The organism is Frankia tisae (assembly GCF_025403405.1).
Taxonomy (GTDB): Bacteria; Actinomycetota; Actinomycetes; order Frankiales; family Frankiaceae; genus Frankia; species Frankia tisai.
Window position 1 is genome coordinate 25,140 of sequence record NZ_JANEZT010000008.1, and the last position, 18,590, is coordinate 43,729.

The window sequence follows — 18,590 nt, forward strand, 5'->3', positions numbered from 1 at the left end:
CCCGGAACCTGGTGGGATTCCGGGGCTCACCTGCGGGCCGACTGCGCTGGTTGCGCGCCGGTGGTGTTACTCGCTGGACTTGGCGAGGTCGATCGGCGGTGCGTCCGGAACCTGGTTCGGCTTGGTCTCGCCGCGGAAGACGAACTTGGCGTCGTCCCCCTCGCCTTCGACGTCGCCGACGACGATCTCGCCCGGCTTGAGCGTGCCGTACAGGATCTTCTCGGACAGGACGTCCTCGATCTCGCGCTGGATCGTCCGGCGCAGCGGCCGGGCGCCGAGCACGGGGTCGTAGCCCTTCTTCGCCAGCAGCACCTTGGCGGCCGACGTCAGCTCCAGGGCCATGTCCTTGTTCTTGAGCTGGATGTCCACCCGGGCCAGCATGAGATCGACGATCTGGATGATCTCGGCCTCGGAGAGCTGGTGGAAGACGATGATGTCGTCGATCCGGTTGAGGAACTCCGGCCGGAAGTGCTGCTTGAGCTCGTCCTGGACCTTCGCCTTCATCCGCTCGTAGTCGACGGCGCCCTGACCGGTGGCGAAGCCGATGCCGGGGCCCTTGGAGATGTCCCGGGTGCCCAGGTTCGACGTCATGATCAGGACGGTGTTCTTGAAGTCGACCAGCCGGCCCTGGGAGTCGGTCAGGCGACCGTCCTCCAGGATCTGCAGGAGCGTGTTGAAGACGTCGGGGTGGGCCTTCTCGACCTCGTCGAACAGGACGACCGAGAACGGCTTGCGCCGCACCCGCTCGGTGAGCTGGCCGCCCTCCTCGTAGCCGACGTATCCGGGCGGGGAGCCCACCAGCCGCGAGACGGTGTGCTTCTCCATGTACTCGGACATGTCGAGCTGGATGAGCGCGTCCTCGTCACCGAAGAGGAACTCGGCGAGCGTCTTGGACAGCTCGGTCTTACCGACACCGGACGGGCCGGCGAAGATGAACGACCCGCCGGGACGCTTGGGGTCCTTCAGCCCGGCACGGGTGCGCCGGATCGCCTGGGAGACGGCCTTGATGGCCTGCTGCTGGCCGATGACCCGCCTGTGCAGCTCGTCCTCCATGCGGAGCAGACGAGCCGTCTCCTCCTCGGTGAGCTTGAAGACCGGGATGCCGGTCCAGATGGCGAGGACCTCGGCGATCTCCTCGTCGCCCACCTCGGCGACGACGTCCATGTCGCCGGCCTTCCACTCCTTCTCCCGCTTCGCCTTCTCGGACAGGAGGGTCTTCTCCTTGTCCCGCAGGGAGGCGGCCTTCTCGAAGTCCTGCGCGTCGATCGCGGACTCCTTGTCCCGGCGGACGCCCGCGATGCGCTCGTCGAACTCACGCAGGTCCGGCGGCGCGGTCATCCGGCGGATGCGCATCCGTGAACCGGCCTCGTCGATCAGGTCGATCGCCTTGTCCGGCAGGAAACGGTCCGAGATGTACCGGTCGGCCAGGGAGGCGGCGGCGACCAGGGCGGCGTCGGTGATCGACACGCGGTGGTGCGCCTCGTACCGGTCGCGCAGGCCCTTGAGGATCTCGATGGTGTGCGCCACCGACGGCTCCGCGACCTGGATCGGCTGGAAGCGGCGCTCGAGCGCGGCATCCTTCTCCAGGTGCTTGCGGTACTCGTCGAGAGTGGTGGCACCGATCGTCTGCAGCTCACCGCGGGCGAGCATCGGCTTGAGGATCGACGCGGCGTCGATTGCGCCCTCAGCGGCGCCCGCGCCGACCAGCGTGTGCAGCTCGTCGATGAACAGGATGATGTCGCCGCGGGTGCGGATCTCCTTGAGGACCTTCTTCAGCCGCTCCTCGAAGTCACCGCGGTAGCGGGAGCCGGCGACCAGGGCGCCGAGGTCGAGGGTGTAGAGCTGCTTGTCCTTCAGGGTCTCGGGCACCTCGCCCTTGACGATCGCCTGCGCCAGGCCCTCGACGACGGCGGTCTTGCCGACGCCGGGCTCGCCGATCAGGACTGGGTTGTTCTTGGTCCGGCGCGACAGCACCTGCATGACGCGCTCGATCTCCTTCTCGCGCCCGATGACCGGGTCGAGCTTGGACTCGCGCGCCGCTGCGGTGAGGTTGCGGCCGAACTGGTCGAGCACCAGCGAGGTGGACGGGGTGCCCTCGGCCGGAGCGCCGGAGGTGGCTGTCTCGCCCTTGCCCTGGTAACCAGACAGGAGCTGGATGACCTGCTGGCGCACGCGGTTGAGGTCCGCGCCCAGCTTCACGAGCACCTGGGCGGCGACGCCCTCGCCCTCGCGGATCAGGCCGAGCAGGATGTGTTCGGTCCCGATGTAGTTGTGGCCGAGCTGGAGGGCCTCCCGGAGCGACAGCTCCAGGACCTTCTTCGCACGCGGGGTGAACGGGATGTGCCCGCTCGGTGCCTGCTGGCCCTGGCCGATGATCTCCTCGACCTGGGACCGCACACCCTCAAGGGAGATGCCGAGGGACTCGAGGGCCTTGGCGGCGACGCCCTCGCCCTCGTGGATCAGGCCGAGCAGGATGTGCTCGGTCCCGATGTAGTTGTGGTTGAGCATCCTGGCCTCTTCTTGGGCCAGGACGACGACCCGACGTGCCCGGTCGGTGAATCTCTCGAACATGTGCGCTCCTTCGAGCTGCGACCGACCACACGACAGCCGGTATCCGCATGCTAGCTCCGCCGAGGCATGTCCTCACGCATCGAACAGAAACCTACCCGCCGGCTCCGCCCTCTTCGTCGAGGACGGAGGACCGACTCAACTGCCGGCCCGACCAGCGGAGACGCTTAGGGCAACCGTGGCCGACCAGCCATGATTCCGTCACGTCGTTCCGCCAAGAGCAGAACGACTCGAACCGCGCGGCGCCGTCGCCGCCCGCCCGCTCGGGGCGGCGAGGGCCGCCCGCGAGGCGGTCTCCCGCCCCGACAGGCTCTCCCTCGTCGCTACCGACGGTAGTCGATGACAGGGTGCCTTCTGTTGTGATTGGCGCCACATGCATATCACTTTGCTATTTTGATGTTACGTATCGTCGTCGATGCTCGAGGGGTCTCGTGCATTGTCAGACTGAGTGTATTCGGTTAACCACTTTACGTCTGTCGCTGCCGGACTGTGTGCCAGGTGTTGATCATACTGCAAGTGCCCCGTGACCCTGCGTGTCTATCCAGGCGCGCATGCGTCGCTCCCGCTCGATGTCGTCGGTGAAGGGACAGGTCGTGCAGTACTCGTCGCCGAGCCGGTGGGCGAGGCAGCAGGATCCGCAGCGCATCCCCGTGTAGGGCCGGCCGCGATGGACGAATTCGTGCCAGCGCGGGCGGGCGCGCATGGTCGGGGCCGCCCGTTCGAAGAAGGCGTCGGCCTCGTCCCGTCCCGCGTCGGGGTCGCCGGTGGCCCGCTCGGTCAGCAGGAAGGCGCGTGCGCACTGGGCGGCCACCGCCCCCCAGAGGGCCGGATAGCCGAGTCGGACCCGCCCCCGCAGCTCCCGGACGAAGGGACCCAGATGGGTGAGGATCTCGTCCACGAGAACTCCTCGTAGCGCGACGAGATCACCGACCACCCGGTCCGCCCCCTCGCCGGGCGCGCTCGCGGGCTCATCGGGCGGGCTCGCGGGGTGGCCGCCTGCGGCCGCCCGGGCGTCGGCCAGCACCGTCCCGGCGGGTCCATGCAGCGCCGTCCGGTCGTACCAGCCGCTGTCGAGCTCTCGCAGTGACATCCTCGTCGGGTCCAGGTCCGGGACTCGTTGCAGCAGCATGTAGGAGGCGACGGCCGGCGCTACGACGGCGGCGGAGTACCAGTTGGCCAGGTAGCTGGCGGCGACCTCGGGGCTGGCACCGGGATGGGACCGAGCGATCCGGGCCAGCGACCGCGCCACTCCCCCCGGCCCGGTGAGGAAGGCGCAGTCCGCCCAGCCGGGGCCGGCCGGCACGCCGTAACACAGGCTGCGGGGCTCCAGCGCGCCGGCAAGATCATGCGGGACGATTCCCTGCGCGGCGGTCGCGCTGGAATCCCGCGGGGAGCGGCGGGTCGAGGCGCCGCCTTCGGTGGCCGACTCCCGCGGCGTTGCAGGAGTCGGCAGAGGCACGAGCATGAGCTTAGGTAAAGCTAACTTCATCGCGCTGTCAAATGACTGTGACCACACCGGCATGCACACCCGACATAGGCCCGGCTTGAGGCACATATCCCGCTCTGCCCCTCAAGGCGCCATGCGACGGACTCTTCGCGGGAGGTAGTCGGACCGGACCCCTCGTCCCGCGGCGTACGCGTCGGAGATGGCCGTCTGCCCAGGCTCGACTCCGCGCTGTGCCCGATTGTCCTCCTCTCCTTCGCATCGCGCTCCCGGCGGTCCTTGTGCGTATCTGGGCGGGGATCGCGCATCTGGCGGTGGGGTGGGGTCAGCGGCGGTCGGTGGTGAGGCGGCGGTCGACCGCCGTGGCGATGGCCTGCTGGCCGCGGGCGGTCGGGTGCGCGCTGAGGTCGCGGGCCGGCGGGAACATGCCGATCGGGGCCACCCAGGAGTCCTTGGTGCAGATCTCGTGGCCGCGCAGCGCCCGGTCGGTCGCGACGTACTCCACGTCCGCGTCGGCCGCCGCCCGCCGGATCACCCGGTTCAGCTGGCTGTTCAGACTGGTGAGCTGGCGTCGTTCGGTATTACTCAGCCATTTACAGGTGTTCTTGCGCTGACTGCTCGGGAATATGTCGGGATATCCGACCACGACGATCCTGGATTTTGGTGCTGCCGCCTTCACCGCCGCGTAGTTCGCGCTCAGGACATCCGGGAGTTCCTTGGTGATGCGATCCCGCTCGCGCTTGTCCTTGCCATCCCAGAAACATTTCCAGGCGAAGCAGCTCAGGATTACGTTGCTAAAACCGATGTCATTGCCGCCGATGGTGATGGTGACGATGTCCGGGGCGGTGCGCAGCCCTCGCAACTGGGTCAGCTGTGGCTTCTCGCCCTTGAACGACTCGTTGAGGGCGTCCGTGGTCGCCCCGGAGCATGCCGCGAACAGCGCCACGGTGGTCGACGGCTCCATGGCGGCCAGTCGCCGCGGCCACGCCTGGTTGCTACGCCGGCAGCGGGGAGTGAGTACGTCGAAAGGGGGGCTGCCCTCGCCCGAGGAGTAGGAGTCGCCCAGCGCCGCCAGGGTGCGCTGCCGCGGCGCCGTGGCAGCCGACGCATTCCCCCCGGACGACACCGTCACGGCGGTATAGAGGAATACCGTCGACAGAACGAGGAGGAAGGGCCGGGTGAGGCGCCCGGACCGGCCGGCCCCACGACCCGCCCGTGCTCCCGGAGATCGGTCCCGCATAGCAGGAATCTTAACCGGCGGAACCGGCCTCGCATCCAGGATCCGGCAAGATGTCGGTTACCTGACCGGCCACCGGGCGGGAATTCGCCCGCCAGTCGCCGGACGAATCACGCCGCGGCCGAAATCAGATGTTCTTCTCGAAGACCAGGCGTAGACCGATGAGCGTCAGATGCGGCTCGTGCCGATCGAGCGTCTCGCTTTCCTTGATGACGAGCGAGGCGAGTCCGCCGGTGGCGATCGCGGTCGCGTGCGCGCCGAGCTCGGTGCGGATCCGCCGGACCAACCCGTCCACCTGGCCCGCGACCCCGAAGATCATCCCAGACTGGAGCGCCTCGACGGTGCTCTTGCCGATCACCGACCGCGGCGGGGCGAGCTCGACCTTGCGCAGCTGCGCCGCGCGGGACGCCAGCGCGTCCAGGGCGATCTCGATGCCGGGTGCGAGGACCCCGCCGATGAACTCGCCCCGCGCCGAGACCACGTCCAGGTTCGTCGAGGTCCCGAAGTCGACGACGATCGCCGGGCCGCCGTACAGGTGGTGCGCGGCGAGCGTGTTCATGATCCGGTCCGCGCCGGCTTCCTTCGGGTTGTCGATCAGGATCGGCACCCCCGTCCGGGTGCCCGGTTCGACGATGACGACCGGAGTGTCGCGGAAGGCCCGGACCACCATCCGGCGCAGCTCCCGCAGCGCCGCGGGGACCGTCGAGCAGATCGACACGCCCGTGATCCGATGCTCGCCGAGCAGGCCGCGATAGAGCAGCACCAGCTCGTCGGCGGTGGAGTGCGGGTCGGTGCGGACCCGCCAGGAGTCGGCGAGCTCGTCGCCGTCGAAGACGCCGACGACGGTGTTGGTGTTGCCGACGTCGATGGCGAGCAGCATCAGGACTCCTCCACGGTCGGGCCCGCCCAGTCCGGCCCCGAGGGACGGCCGGGATCGAGATCGAGGCCGAGATCGAGAGCGGGCGCGGAGTGGGTGAGGGCGCCGACCGCAAGATAGTCCACCCCGGTGGCCGCGACGTCCGGGGCCACCCGCAGGGTCAGTCCGCCGCTGGCCTCCAGCCGTACCCCCGCCGGCCTGGCGATTGCCACCGAGGCCCGCAGGTCGGCCGAGGTCATGTTGTCGCAGAGGATGAGGTCCGCCCCCGCGGCGACGGCCTCGGCGACCTGGTCGACCGTGTCGCACTCGACCTCGACGGGCAGCCCCGGGAAGCGGGCCCGCACCGCCACGAAGGCCGCCGCCACCCCGCCCGCGGCGACCACATGGTTGTCCTTGATCAGTGCCGCGTCGGTCAGCGACATCCGATGGTTGCGGCCCCCACCGCAGCGCACGGCGTACTTCTCCAGGGCGCGCAGCCCGGGCAGCGTCTTGCGGGTGTCGCGGATCGCCGCGCCCGTCCCGGCGATGGCGTCGACCCAGGCGCGGGTCAGCGTGGCGATCCCGGACAGGTGGCACAGCAGGTTCAGCGCGGTGCGCTCGGCGGTGAGCAGGCCGCGGACCGGGCCGTTGACCCGGGCCACCGTCGTGCCGGGGGAGACGGCGTCGCCGTCGTGGGCGGTCAGGGTGACGGTCACGGACCGGCCGAGCAGGCTCTCGAACACCGCCGCGGCTACCGGCAGCCCGGCGACCGTGCCGGCCGCGCGGCTGACCAGGGCTCCGTGCCCGACCAGGGCGGCGTCGACGGTTGCCTCGGAGGTGGCGTCGACCGCGCCGATCCGGCTGGCGTCGACCGCGCCGATCCGGCTGCTCTGCCCGTCCGACTCCGAGCCCGGGAGGTCCTCGGCGACGGCCCGGCCGATCACCGCGACGACACCTTCGGGGTCGAGGCCGGCCGCCGCCAGCGCGCTGCGGGTGGCGGGGGACAGCCGACCGCTGTGGACCTCGGCCCAGTGGTGGTCCGCCGAGGCCTGGTCGGCGGCCGCGGCTGCGGCTGCGGCGGTGTCCGCTTCGCCGGCCACGGCCTGAGGGGTGCGCGGATCGCTCACGGCGCCGGCCGCATGGGTTCGACGTCGATGATCAGTTCCCCCTCCGGGTCGAGCCGGGTCAGGATCCGGCCGAGCCAGTGCGCGTCGTCGCGTTCGCCGAAGTCCTCCCGCCAGTGGGAGCCCCGGGTCTCCGTGCGGGTCGCGGCGGCGGCGACGAGGGCGGTCGCGACGGTCCGCAGGTTGGTCATCTCCCAGGCCGGCGGGCCGGCGGTCACCGTCGCACCGCTGACCCGAAGGTCGCCGAGGCCGGCCAGGACCTTCGCCGTCGCCCGCAGGCTGTCGGCGCTGCGCAGCACCCCGGCGCCGTCGGTCATCGCCCGGGTCAGCTCGGCGCGTTCGGCCGGATCGGTCAGCCCGCTGCCCCGGCCGACGACCGGGGCGGCGGGCACGGCGTCGCCGCGCCGGCCCGCGCGCTCGGTGCCCGCGATGGCATGGGCGATGCGGGCCGCGAAGACCAGGCCCTCCAGCAGGCTGTTCGACGCCAGCCGGTTGGCGCCGTGCACCCCGGTGCAGGCCACCTCCCCGCAGGCGTACAGGCCGGGGACCGTGGTGCGGCCCCACAGATCGGTGCGCACCCCGCCGGAGGCGTAGTGGGCGGCCGGCGCGACCGGGATCGGCATGGTCACCGGGTCGACGCCGACCGAGCGGCAGCGGGCGGTGATCGACGGGAAGCGTCGCTCGATCGTCTGCGCACCGAGCCCCCGGGCGTCGAGATACAGGTGGTCGACGCCGTGGGCCGCCATCACCCGCGACATCTGCTTGGCGACGACGTCGCGGGGGGCGAGGTCGGCCAGCGGATGGGCACCGGCCATCACCCGCTCGCCGGCGGCGTCGACGAGGACGGCACCCTCGCCGCGCATCGCCTCGCTGACCAGCGGTTGCTGGCCCCCGGGTTGGGCGCCCACCTGGGCCGAGGCCGCCGGTGGCAGCCACAGCGCGGTCGGGTGGAACTGGACGAACTCCAGGTCGGCGACGACGGCGCCGGCCCGCAGGGCCAGGGCCACGCCATCCCCGGTGGACACGCCCGGATTGGTGGTCGAGGCGAAGATCTGCCCCATCCCGCCGGTCGCGAGCACGATCGCGGGCGCGGTGACCGCCCCGACGCCGTCCCGGCTGCCCTCGCCGAGCACGTGCAGGGTCGCGCCGGCCGTGCGGCCGTCGGCGTCCCGCAGCAGGTCCAGGACGAGGGCGTTCTCGATCACCTCGATCTCGGGATCGGCCCGCACCGCGGCGATCAGGGCCCGCTCGACCTCCAGCCCGGTGGCGTCGCCGCCGGCATGGACGATCCGGTTGCGCAGGTGACCGCCCTCGCGGGTGAGGGCGAACGAGCCGTCGTCGGCCCGGTCGAAGCGCGCGCCGAGCTCGGCGAGCTCCCGAACCCTGGCCGGTCCCTCGTCGACCAGCACCTGCGCGGCGCCCGGATCGCACAGGCCGACGCCGGCGACGAGAGTGTCGGCGAGATGGTCGGCGGGGGAGTCCTCGGCGGCAAGCGCCGCGGCGATCCCACCCTGGGCCCACCGGGTGGAGCCCGCGTCGAGATGCGCCTTCGTGACCAGCAGGACCCGGGCCGAAGGCAGCTCCCGGCGCAGGTGCAGGACCGCGGTGAGACCGGCGATCCCCGATCCGATGACGACGATGTCCGCGGCGCGGGTCCACCCTGGGCGAGGTGCGCCGAGCCGGCACGGCAGCATGATCACCGGGGTGCCACGACCGTTCGGCTGACGTCGCCGCGCAGGCTCTCCGGATCGCCGGGAAGCGCCTCGGCCGGGTCGTGCCCGCGGCCGATGATGCGGTTCTCGGCATCGACGAACAGCACGCGGGGGACGTGCCGGCGCGCCTCGGCGTCCTCCATCACCCCGTAGGCGATGATGATGACCAGGTCGCCGGGCTGGACCAGCCGGGCCGCCGCGCCGTTGATGCCGATCACGCCGCTGCCGGCCGGGCCCGCGATCGTGTACGTCTCCAGGCGGGCGCCGTTGTTGATGTCGACGATCGTCACCTGCTCGCCGGGGAGCAGGTCGGCGGCCTCGAGCAGGTCGGCGTCGATCGTCACCGAGCCCACGTAGTGCAGGTCGGCCTGGGTGACCGTGGCCCGGTGGATCTTGGCGGTGAGCATGGTGCGCAACACGGTCAGGCCCCCTGGGCGTTGGTGGGGAGGATGAGCGAGATGTTGTCGATCAGGCGGGTCGTGCCCACGCGGGCGGCGACGAGCAGCAGCGCGGGGCCGCTGCGGACCGGCCCCAGATCCTCGGGGCTGGCCAGTTCGAGGTAGTCGACGGCGACGCCGTCCGCCGCGGCGAGCACGGCACCCGCGGCCGCGAGCACCGCCGGCGCCCCCGCGCCGCTGGCCGCCACGCCGGCGGCGAGCGCCCGGGACAGCGCGAGCGCGTCGGTCCGCTGCACGGGGGTGAGGTAGACGTTGCGGCTCGACCTCGCCAGACCGTCGGGCTCGCGGGCCGTCTCCACCCCGATGACGGTGACGTCGAAGGCGAGGTCGGCGACCATCCGACGGATGCAGACGAGCTGCTGGGCGTCCTTGCGGCCGAAGAACGCCAGGTCCGGGTGGACCAGGTGCAGCATGGTCCCGACGAGGGTGAGCATCCCGTCGAAGTGACCCGGGCGGGACGCGCCCTCCAGCACCGCGCCGAGCGGTCCGGCGCTGAGCTGGACCAGCGGCGGCGGATCGTGGATCACCGTGGGGGCGAACACCACGTCAACCCCCTCCCGGGCACACACCGCGAGGTCCGCGGCGAGCGTGCGCGGGTAGCGGTCGAGGTCCTCGCCCGCCCCGAACTGCAGCGGGTTGACGAAGATCGTGGCGACCACCTGATCGGCCTGGGTGCGGGCCGCCCGCAGCAGGCTCGCGTGCCCCTCGTGCAGCGCCCCCATGGTCATGACCACGGCGCGGACCGGGCGGTCGTGCCGCGAGGACGCGCGGGCGGGCCCCGCTTCGTCCTCGGCGGCCGATCGTGGGTGCGCGCCCGACCGCTGGTCCAGCGCGACGAGGGCGGCTCGCAGCTCGGCCCGGTCGCGGGCGACCACGGGCTGAGCTGGCCCGGCCGGCGCCGGCGCCGGGCGGGGAATGGTCGCCGGCCGCGGCACCGCTACTGGCTCGGCGGCTGCTGCAGGCTCGGTGGCCGCTGCAGGGTCGACGGCCGCTGCAGGGTCGGCGGTCGCCGTGGGCTCGGCGGCGGCGGATTCGGAACCGGCGGGCCGACCGGGGCGCGGGGCGCGGTCGGGCGCGGTGGAAAGGTCGATGCTCATCGTTTCCGTTCCAGTCCTCAGGGAGGGGTACCGGACGTCGAGCGCCACTGTAACTCGCCTGCAATGCCTGCCGCGACTCCCTGTGATCCGGGCATCGTCGGCTCGGTCCACGCGCCGTTTCCCAGCCCCGCGCCGGTGCGGGTGCAGCGCCTCGGAAGTCCCCCTTCCCGTCCTAGAGTCCGTCACCGAACACCGAACACCGAACACCGGAACGGAACCGGCGAACCGCTGCCCTAGCTCCAGGGACGGGATGGTACGGACGCCTCGTCAAGGCGGCGGCATCGCCCAGCGGGGCGTCGGGTAGCCCGGCCGAGGCCGCCGTGGCGGATCCAGCGGACCGCTCCCGTTCCCGTTCCCGGTGCCGCTCCCGTTCCCGTTCCTGGTGCCGGTGCCGGTGCCGGTGCCGATGTGGTCCGGGGTGGCTTCCTGCACCGGCTCGGGCTGGGCCGCCCTGGCGAGCTGGCCGATCTGGTCCGGGCGGGCCCGGTGCCCGGTCGCGCTGATTGGCTGGGTCGGCAGGTCGGGACCGCTCGCGTTGTCCGGCCTCGGCCCTGGCCCTGATTCCGGCGCCGCGTCCCGCCACACGCGCTCGCCCAGCAGGGTGAGCACCGCCGGCATGAGGATCACCCGGATGACGGTGGCGTCGATGAGGATCGCGGCACCGAGGCCCACCCCGAGCTGCTTCATGCTGACCTGGGACAGTGTCGCGAAGATCGAGAAGACCGCGACCATGATGACCGCCGCGCTCGTCACCACCCCGGCGCTGCGCCGCACCCCCACCGCCACGGCGTCGCGCATGGACAACCCGGCCGCCCGGGCCTCCCGGACCCGGCTGAGCACGAAGACCTGGTAGTCCATGGACAGCCCGAACAGCACCACGAACAGCATCAGGGGCAGCCAGTTGGTGACGGCCCCGGTGGAGGTGTAGCCGAGCAGCCCGTCGGCCCAGTGATGCTGGAAGACGGCGACCAGCAGGCCGTAGGCGGCGCCCACCGACAGCAGGTTCAGCCCGACGGCCACCGCCGCGACGACGGCGCTGCGGAACGCGGCCAGCAGCAGCCCGAAGGCAAGCACCATCACGAAGCCGATGACCAGCGGGGTCCGGCTGTTGAGGCGGGCGTTGAAGTCCGCGGAGCCGGCCGTCGTGCCGGTGACGTCGGCGCGCAGGCCCGGCGTGGCGCCGATGGTCGCCGGGATCACCGTGGACCGCAGCGTGTGCAGGGCCCGCACGGACTCCCCGTCCGTGCCGCTGCCCGCGATCGGAATCTTTACCCGGGCGACGCGATGGTCGGCGGTGACCGTGACGACCACCGGCTCGAACATCCGGCCGCTGGCGATCGCCCGGGTGCGCAGCGCGTCGATGGCCGCCCGCACCTGCGGGGTGGTGACGTCGGTGCTGCCTGTGCTGCCGTTGCCGGAGACGACCACCGCGGCGGCCACCTCGCCGCCGGGGAAGGCCGTGGAGAGCCGGTCGTAGGTCTTCATGATCGGCAGGTTCTTCGGGATGTCGTCGAGGCCAGGTTCGGCGGTGTGCATCCCGAGCGCGGGCAGGGCCAGCAGCACCAGCAGGCCGGCCGCGACCGCGGCGACCGGCCCGGGCCGGTGCAGCAGCCGACCCATGATCCCTGGCCTGGCCAGCTGCGCCTGGTAGGCGCGTCGCCGCGCGAGCAGCTCGTCCCCGGGGCCGTGGACGGCGGGATCCAGCGGTTCGACCGGCCCGGTGCCGGCCCGGTCCCGCCGCCTCGCGCGGCGACGACGCCGGGCGGGCCCGCCCGCACGGCGGTGCCACGGCAGGCGCAGCAGCTCCACCCGGTCGCCGAGCAGCGACAGCAGCGCGGGCAGCACGGTGAGCGACCCGAGCACGGCCACCAGGACCACGATGATCGTGCCGACCGCGACCCCGGTGAACACGGACAGCCCGGTGATGAACAGGCCCGCCATCGACGCCGCGACCGTCAGACCGGAGACCAGCACCGCGTGCCCGGACGTCTCGGCGGCGATCTCCAGGGCGCGCTGCGGACCGTGGCCGGCGCCTCGCTCCTCGCGTTCCCGGCGGATGTAGAACAGGGCGTAGTCGACGCCGACCGCGAGCCCGATGAGCAGCATCACCGAGGTCGCCGTGTCGTCGGTCGGGAACAGCCGGCTGGCGAAGGCGACCAGGCCGAGCGCCCCGACGAAGGCGGTCAGCGCCAACCCCATCGGGATCACCGCGGCGACCACCGCGCCGAACACGGCCAGCAGGATGCCGAGGGTGAGCGGGATGGCGAGCAGCTCGGCGTGGTGGAAGTCATTGCCGACGGTGGCGTCCAGGGCCTTGTCGGCGCTGGCGTCCCCGAACTGTTCGACCGACACGCCAGGATGCGCCGCGCGGACGGCGGCGACGGCGTCCAGCGTCGGTTCGACCGGCGCCGGATCGTCCTCGGTGCCCTTCAGATCGAAGGCCAGCAGCACCGAGCGCAGGTCGTGGGAGACCAGGCCGGTGTCGGTGCTCACCCCGGGCAGGGCCAGCGGGCTGCGAAGCGCGGTGGCCACCCCGCTCGCCCGGACCCGCGCGGCGACGTCGGTCAGCGCCGAACGGATCTGCGGGTCGGCCAGCAGCGCCTGCGGGCTCGCCGCGGGGGTGGTGCGCTGGATCAGGACGTTCTCGTCGGCCGGGTTGACGTAGCCGTGCTCGGCGAGAATGCGCTGGGCCCGGGCGTCCTGCCCGGTGCTGTAGTCGGTGTCGGCCAGGGTGCGGGTGCCGATCATGCTGCCGAGGGCGATCGCCAGGACGACGCCCAGCAGCCAGCCGCCGACGGCCAGCCGCCGATGCCGGACACTCCACCGTGCCGCCCGCGCGGCGAGGTGCGTCGGCCGGTCCCCGCCGGCCGTCGGGCCGTCGGGCCGGCCGGCCTCGGGAAGATCGGGCGGCCGGCCCGGACCGGCTGTCGGACCTGGGGAAACGGCTGGCGGATGGGGCGGCGTCTGCATGGAACGACGATCTCGTTCCCGCCGTTCATGGTCACTGCGGCGAGCTACCGACTTCCCGCTGTGGCCATCCGCCGGCCCAGGGTGGGGCTGTCCCCACCGTTGCCTCCCCCGCCAGCAGGTCCGTGCCGCGGCGCGGCGGGCTCGGCTCGGCTGGCGGCGGGCTCGGCTCAGCTGGTGGCGAGATAGTCCTTGAAGGAGATGCCGGTCAGCCGCTCGTACGCCTCGACGTAGCGGGCCCGTGTCGCCTCGACGACGTCGTCCGGCAGCTCCGGCCCCGGCTCGGTCTTGTCCCAGCCGGTGCCCGTCAGGTAGTCGCGGATGTACTGCTTGTCGAACGACGGCTGGGAGACACCCGGCGACCAGGTGTCCTCCGGCCAGAAGCGCGACGAGTCGGGGGTGAGCACCTCGTCGGCGAGCCGCAGGGTGCCCTCGGCGTCGTGGCCGAACTCGAACTTCGTGTCCGCGAGCAGGATGCCCCGCTCGGCCGCGAGGTCGCTGGCCCGGCCGAAGATCTGCAGGGTGAGCCGCTCCAGCTCGGCGGCGAGCTCGTTGCCGACCCGGCCGGCCGCGTCGGCGCGGCTGATGTTCTCGTCGTGCTGGCCGATCGGGGCCTTCGTCGACGGGGTGTAGATCGTCGACGGCAGCCGGCTGCCGTCGACCAGCCCGGCCGGCAGCGGGTGCCCGCTGACCGCGCCGGTGCGCTGGTAGTCCTTCAGGCCGCTGCCGGTCAGGTAGCCGCGGGCCACGCACTCGATCAGCACCATGTCCAGCCGGCGGCACAGCATCGACCGGCCGCGCAGCTGCTCGGTGTACGGCGCGAGCTCGGCCGGGTACTCGTCCACGTTCGAGCTGATGACGTGGGACGGGACGAGGTCGGAGAGCTGGTCGAACCACCACAGCGACAGCCCGGTCAGCACTGCGCCCTTGTCGGGAATCTCGGTCGGCAGGACCACGTCGAACGCCGATATGCGGTCGCTGGCGACCAGGAGCACGGCGTCGTCCCCGACCGCGAACAGCTCCCGTACCTTGCCCGAACCCAGGTGGGTGAGTCCGGCGAACTCCTCATGTGTCAGCGGCATGCCCCCGACCGTACCGACCCCGGCCACCACCCGTGGCCTGGTGCGTCCCGCGCCATGTTCGCGTACCGATTTGTCCGTTCGAGTCGCTCGGTGCAGTTCGGACGGCCCGTTCTCCGACCTGCGGTACCAGCAGCCACCCCCCAGCATGGACCGGGGTCGGCCGGATCCGGCGGCCGGCGCCCGGAAACCGGCGGAGGGCGAATGGCGGGACCATGGGACGCGGGGCGCCCCGAGCACGGGATCTACGGCACGGTCCTCACCGCGGGCCTGCTCGCCGCGCAGGATCCGCGAGACTACCCGCTGACCGACATCGTCGTCGATGTCCTCGTCACGGTCACGGTGTTCTGGCTGGCCCACGGCTACGCCCACGCGATTGGCCACCGTCTGAGCGCCGGTCGCGGCCCCGACAACGGTCTGACCCCGGCCGATGCGTACGCGGATCCCGAGATTCGGGGCCCGCGGTTGGCCTGGGTGGCGCTGGTGGAGAGCTGGCCGCTGGTCCGGGCCTCGATCATCCCGCTGGGTGTGCTGGTCCTCGCGCGGCTGGTCGGCGCCTCCGTTGACGACGCGCAGGAGGCGGCACTGTGGACGTGCGTCGCCCTGCTGGCCCTCTGGGGCCTGCGCGCCGGCCGGGCCGCGGGCCTCGACGGCTGGCGGCTCGCCCGCTACGCGACCGGCAGCTCCCTGCTCGGCCTGATCCTCGTCGCCCTGGAGGTCCTCATCCACTGACCGTCGTCGACTGATCCCGCTGACCGGCTGCCGCTGACCGGCTACCGGGCTCGGGTCGTTGGGCGGGGAGCTGGGTTGCCTTGCCGTTTGGGGGGGGCGAAACAGGCGCCGAGGCCCCCAAAACGGCAAGGAAGTCCGGGGCCCGGCCGGCCGGGCCCCGGGACTTGCCGGCTCAGGTGAGGGCGGCGAGGGCGTCGAAGACGGGGCCGAGGCGCTCGGTGTAGCGCTCGGGGCGGCTGACCTCGTCGAGGCGGGCCTCGTCGAGCGGGAGGCCGCGGTCGCCGGCGTGCTTGCGCAGGGTTTCGCGGAACGGCACGCCGGTCTGCCAGGTCTCCATCGCCGCCGCCTGGGTGATGGCGTAGGCGTCCTCGCGGGACAGGCCCGTCTCGACCAGCTCCAGCAGCACCGCCGAGGTGTAGACCAGCCCGCCGGTGGCGTCGAGGTTCGCCCGCATCCGCGCTGTGTCGACGACCAGGCCGGTGACCAGCCGGGTGGTCAGGTGCAGCAGGTAGTCGACGCCGGCGGCGGCGTCCGGCAGGGCGATCCGCTCGGTCGAGGAGTGGGAGATGTCGCGCTCGTGCCAGAGCGGCACGCCCTCCAGCACCGGGACGTACTGGGCCCGCACGATCCGGGCGAGGCCGGCGATCCGCTCCGACATGATCGGGTTCTTCTTGTGCGGCATCGCCGAGGAGCCCTTCTGCCCGGAGCCGAACGGCTCGGACAGCTCCCGGACCTCCGTGCGCTGGCCGTGGCGCACCTCCAGTGCGACCGCCTCGCAGACGGTCGCCAGCCCCGCCAGCGCCGCCACCCAGTTGGCGATGCCGTCGCGCAGCACCACCTGGGTCGCCACCGGCGTCGGGCGCAGGCCCAGCTTGCCGGCGACGTACGCCTCGACGTCCGGGGTGATGTTCGAGTACGTCCCCACCGCGCCGGAGATCTTGGCGACGGCGACGTCGGCGCGGGCCGCGCGCAGCCGGTCGCGGCAGCGGGCGAGGCCGAACGCGAGGTCGGCGACCCGGTGGCCGAAGACGGTCGGCTCGCCGTGGATGCCGTGGGTGCGCCCGACCCGCAGGGTGCCCCGGTGGGCCAGGCCCAGGTCGCGCAGGGCCGCCACCAGCGTGTCCGCGCGGGCCAGCAGCAGATCGGTCGACTCGACGAGCTGCAGGGCCAGCGCCGTGTCCAGCAGGTCCGACGACGTCATCCCGAAGTGGACGTAGGCGGCGGCCGAGCGGGGCTCGGTGCGGTCCGCCCAGGCCGACAGGAAGGCGATCACGTCGTGCTGGGTGACGGCCTCGATCTCCGCGACCGCTTCGGGCGTGGGAGCGGGGGCCGCCCGGACCGGTGCGACGGAGTCGGCGGGAATCCGGCCGGCGGCGGCGTGCGCCTCCATGACCAGCACCTCGACCTGGCACCACAGCTCGTACTTGCGTGCCTCGGACCACACCCGGCCCATGTCGGGCAGGGTGTACCGGCCGATCACGGCTGGGCGGCGGCGGTGGCCACCGTGCTCAGGGCGTCCGCCGCGGCCTGCTCGAAGTCGTCCTTGAACGCGGCGAGCCTGAGGCTCAGGTCGGGGTCGGACAATGCCAGGATCTGAACGGCGAGGATCGCCGCGTTCGTCGAGTTGTTCAGCCCGACGGTGGCGACCGGCACGCCGGGGGGCATCTGGGCGATGGCGAGCATCGAGTCCATCCCGTCCAACGCTCCACCGGAGATCGGCACCCCGATCACCGGCAGCGTGGTCAGCGCCGCGACGGCCCCGGGCAGCGCCGCGGCCAGGCCTGCCCCGGCGATGACCACCGAGATGTTCCGAGCCCGCAGCTGGCCGACGTACTCGGCGAGGGTGCGGGGGGCCCGGTGCGCCGACAGCGACACCTGCTCGTACGGCACGCCGAAACGCTCCAGGGTGGCGCCGGCCTTGCTCATCGTCTGGGTGTCCGACGGCGACCCGAAGACGACGGCCACCCGGGGACGGTCGGGTCCGGTGCTGCTCTGCGACACGCTCTACTCCTTCTTTCTTGGCCGCGTCGGGTCCTCGCCCGGCGCGGTGCCCGCGCGATGTACGTCAGCCGCATGACGCATCCGGGACGGATCCCCGATATCGGTTCGGTAATGAGCGCCGGCCAGCGAGATCCGGCTGACGGCCTCGTAGGCAGATCCTCGCGCGGACTCCAGGTTGGAGCCGATCGCCGTGACGGACAGCACGCGCCCGCCGGACGAGACGACCTGCCCGTCGGTGTCCCGGCGGGTCCCGGCGTGCAGGACGTCGACGCCCATCAGCGCGCCTGCGGCGGCGAGCCCGCGGATCGGGTCGCCCAGGCGCGGCGCCGCCGGGTAGCCCGGCGCGGCCACGACGACACTGATGGCGGCGCCCGAACGCCACACCGGCGCGCGGCGCCCCGACAGCACGTCGGTCAGCGGCGTGCTGAGCAGGGCGAGGATGGCCTGCACCTCGGGATCGCCGAAGCGGACGTTGAACTCCACCACCCGCGGGCCGCGGGTGGTCAGCGCGAGCCCGGCGTAGAGCAGGCCGGTGAACGGGGTGCCGCGCCGCGCCATCTCGTCCACGGTCGGGCGGATCACCGTCGCCACGATCTCCGCGGACAGCCCGTGCGACGCCCAGGGCAGCGGGGTGTACGCGCCCATCCCGCCGGTGTTCGGCCCGGTGTCGCCGTCGCCGACCCGCTTGTGATCCTGAGCGGGTAGCAGCGGCAAAATCGCGCCGGACTCGGTCACGACCGCGAACAGCGAGACCTCCGGGCCGTCGAGATACTCCTCCAGGACGACCCGGTCATCCGGGTCACGTAGGCTGGCGCGCACGGCGGCGACGGCGACGTCGCGGTCCTCCGTCACGGTGACACCCTTGCCGGCGGCCAGCCCGTCGTACTTCACCACGTACGGCGGACCGAACTCGTCGAGGTCGGCCAGTGCGGGCTCAACCTCGGTGTGGTCGCGGGCGGCGGCTGTGGGAACGCCCGCGGCGGTCATGACCCCCTTGGCGAACGCCTTGCTGCCCTCCAGCCGGGCCGCGGCGGCGCTCGGCCCGAACACCGGCAGGCCGCGGGCGCGCAGCTCGTCGACGGCCCCGGCGACCAGCGGCACCTCCGGACCGATCACGGTGAGATCGGCGCCGACCCGCTCGGCGAGCTCCGCGACCGCGTCCGGGTCGGCGACGTCGAGTGGGCGGGGTTCGGCGAGCTCCGCCGTGCCGGCGTTGCCCGGCGCGCACACCAGCGCGTCGACCCTCGGGTCGCGAGCGAGCGCCCGGCAGAGGGCGTGCTCGCGCCCGCCGGAGCCGACGACCAGGACCTTCATC

At 72.5% G+C, this 18,590-nt stretch carries 14 protein-coding genes; 1 reads left to right on the top strand and 13 read right to left on the bottom strand.

Going from position 1 to position 18,590, the window contains the following annotated elements:
* Nucleotides 1-66: 66 nt before the first annotated feature.
* The 10 genes from NBZ85_RS01700 to NBZ85_RS01745 form a co-directional block, all read right to left on the bottom strand.
* Nucleotides 67-2,571: an ATP-dependent Clp protease ATP-binding subunit gene (locus NBZ85_RS01700; protein ID WP_261554263.1), complete on the bottom strand. Its 2,505-nt coding sequence runs from the start codon at nt 2,569-2,571 to the stop codon at nt 67-69.
* Between the two features lie 502 nt (nt 2,572-3,073).
* Nucleotides 3,074-4,033, bottom strand: a complete 960-nt coding sequence (locus NBZ85_RS01705; protein WP_261554262.1) for a (2Fe-2S)-binding protein — start codon at nt 4,031-4,033, stop codon at nt 3,074-3,076.
* Nucleotides 4,034-4,337: 304 nt separating this feature from the next.
* On the bottom strand, nt 4,338-5,252 hold the full coding sequence (locus NBZ85_RS01710) for an SGNH/GDSL hydrolase family protein (RefSeq protein ID WP_261554261.1): 915 nt from the start codon (nt 5,250-5,252) through the stop codon (nt 4,338-4,340).
* Between the two features lie 124 nt (nt 5,253-5,376).
* Complete coding sequence (locus tag NBZ85_RS01715) at nt 5,377-6,129, bottom strand: type III pantothenate kinase (protein ID WP_261554260.1); 753 nt, start codon at nt 6,127-6,129, stop codon at nt 5,377-5,379.
* Nucleotides 6,129-7,112, bottom strand: a complete 984-nt coding sequence (gene nadC / locus NBZ85_RS01720) for a carboxylating nicotinate-nucleotide diphosphorylase (protein WP_261561414.1) — start codon at nt 7,110-7,112, stop codon at nt 6,129-6,131. Before nadC ends, NBZ85_RS01715 begins: the two co-directional genes overlap by 1 nt.
* 116 nt (nt 7,113-7,228) lie before the next feature.
* Nucleotides 7,229-8,929 carry an L-aspartate oxidase gene (locus tag NBZ85_RS01725; protein WP_261561410.1) on the bottom strand — a complete coding sequence of 567 codons (1,701 nt, stop codon included), beginning with the start codon at nt 8,927-8,929 and terminating at the stop codon, nt 7,229-7,231.
* A complete protein-coding gene (gene panD / locus NBZ85_RS01730; protein WP_261561411.1) occupies nt 8,926-9,360 on the bottom strand; it encodes an aspartate 1-decarboxylase in 435 nt (144 codons plus the stop codon). The genes NBZ85_RS01725 and panD overlap by 4 nt, the downstream gene beginning before the upstream one ends.
* A gap of 2 nt (nt 9,361-9,362) precedes the next feature.
* The gene (gene panC / locus NBZ85_RS01735; RefSeq protein ID WP_261561412.1) at nt 9,363-10,496 is read right to left on the bottom strand and encodes a pantoate--beta-alanine ligase; all 1,134 of its coding nucleotides are present in this window, start codon (nt 10,494-10,496) and stop codon (nt 9,363-9,365) included.
* A gap of 267 nt (nt 10,497-10,763) precedes the next feature.
* Complete coding sequence (locus NBZ85_RS01740) at nt 10,764-13,466, bottom strand: MMPL family transporter (RefSeq protein WP_261561413.1); 2,703 nt, start codon at nt 13,464-13,466, stop codon at nt 10,764-10,766.
* Between the two features lie 167 nt (nt 13,467-13,633).
* A complete protein-coding gene (locus NBZ85_RS01745) occupies nt 13,634-14,545 on the bottom strand; it encodes a phosphoribosylaminoimidazolesuccinocarboxamide synthase (RefSeq protein ID WP_261554255.1) in 912 nt (303 codons plus the stop codon).
* 201 nt (nt 14,546-14,746) lie between these two features.
* Here NBZ85_RS01745 and NBZ85_RS01750 point away from each other — a divergent pair, with 201 nt between their 5' ends.
* A complete protein-coding gene (locus tag NBZ85_RS01750; protein WP_261554254.1) occupies nt 14,747-15,274 on the top strand; it encodes a hypothetical protein in 528 nt (175 codons plus the stop codon).
* Between the two features lie 172 nt (nt 15,275-15,446).
* On the opposite strand, the gene purB is transcribed toward NBZ85_RS01750, so the two are convergent.
* From purB to purD, 3 genes are read right to left on the bottom strand one after another with little or no spacing between them, the layout of a single operon-like run.
* The gene (gene purB / locus NBZ85_RS01755) at nt 15,447-16,754 is read right to left on the bottom strand and encodes an adenylosuccinate lyase (RefSeq protein WP_261554253.1); all 1,308 of its coding nucleotides are present in this window, start codon (nt 16,752-16,754) and stop codon (nt 15,447-15,449) included.
* Nucleotides 16,751-17,275 carry a 5-(carboxyamino)imidazole ribonucleotide mutase gene (purE, locus tag NBZ85_RS01760; protein ID WP_261554252.1) on the bottom strand — a complete coding sequence of 175 codons (525 nt, stop codon included), beginning with the start codon at nt 17,273-17,275 and terminating at the stop codon, nt 16,751-16,753. The genes purB and purE overlap by 4 nt, the downstream gene beginning before the upstream one ends.
* A gap of 3 nt (nt 17,276-17,278) precedes the next feature.
* Nucleotides 17,279-18,589, bottom strand: a complete 1,311-nt coding sequence (purD, locus tag NBZ85_RS01765; protein ID WP_261554275.1) for a phosphoribosylamine--glycine ligase — start codon at nt 18,587-18,589, stop codon at nt 17,279-17,281.
* Nucleotide 18,590: the final 1 nt, after the last annotated feature.

Coding starts and splice junctions, on each gene's coding strand:
- NBZ85_RS01700 (WP_261554263.1), bottom strand. CDS start 2,571: ATGTTCGAGAGATTCACCGACCGGGCACGTCGGGTCGTCGTCCTGGCC.
- NBZ85_RS01705 (WP_261554262.1), bottom strand. CDS start 4,033: ATGCTCGTGCCTCTGCCGACTCCTGCAACGCCGCGGGAGTCGGCCACC.
- NBZ85_RS01710 (WP_261554261.1), bottom strand. CDS start 5,252: ATGCGGGACCGATCTCCGGGAGCACGGGCGGGTCGTGGGGCCGGCCGG.
- NBZ85_RS01715 (WP_261554260.1), bottom strand. CDS start 6,129: ATGCTGCTCGCCATCGACGTCGGCAACACCAACACCGTCGTCGGCGTC.
- panC (WP_261561412.1), bottom strand. CDS start 10,496: ATGAGCATCGACCTTTCCACCGCGCCCGACCGCGCCCCGCGCCCCGGT.
- NBZ85_RS01740 (WP_261561413.1), bottom strand. CDS start 13,466: ATGCAGACGCCGCCCCATCCGCCAGCCGTTTCCCCAGGTCCGACAGCC.
- NBZ85_RS01745 (WP_261554255.1), bottom strand. CDS start 14,545: ATGCCGCTGACACATGAGGAGTTCGCCGGACTCACCCACCTGGGTTCG.
- NBZ85_RS01750 (WP_261554254.1), top strand. CDS start 14,747: ATGGCGGGACCATGGGACGCGGGGCGCCCCGAGCACGGGATCTACGGC.
- purD (WP_261554275.1), bottom strand. CDS start 18,589: ATGAAGGTCCTGGTCGTCGGCTCCGGCGGGCGCGAGCACGCCCTCTGC.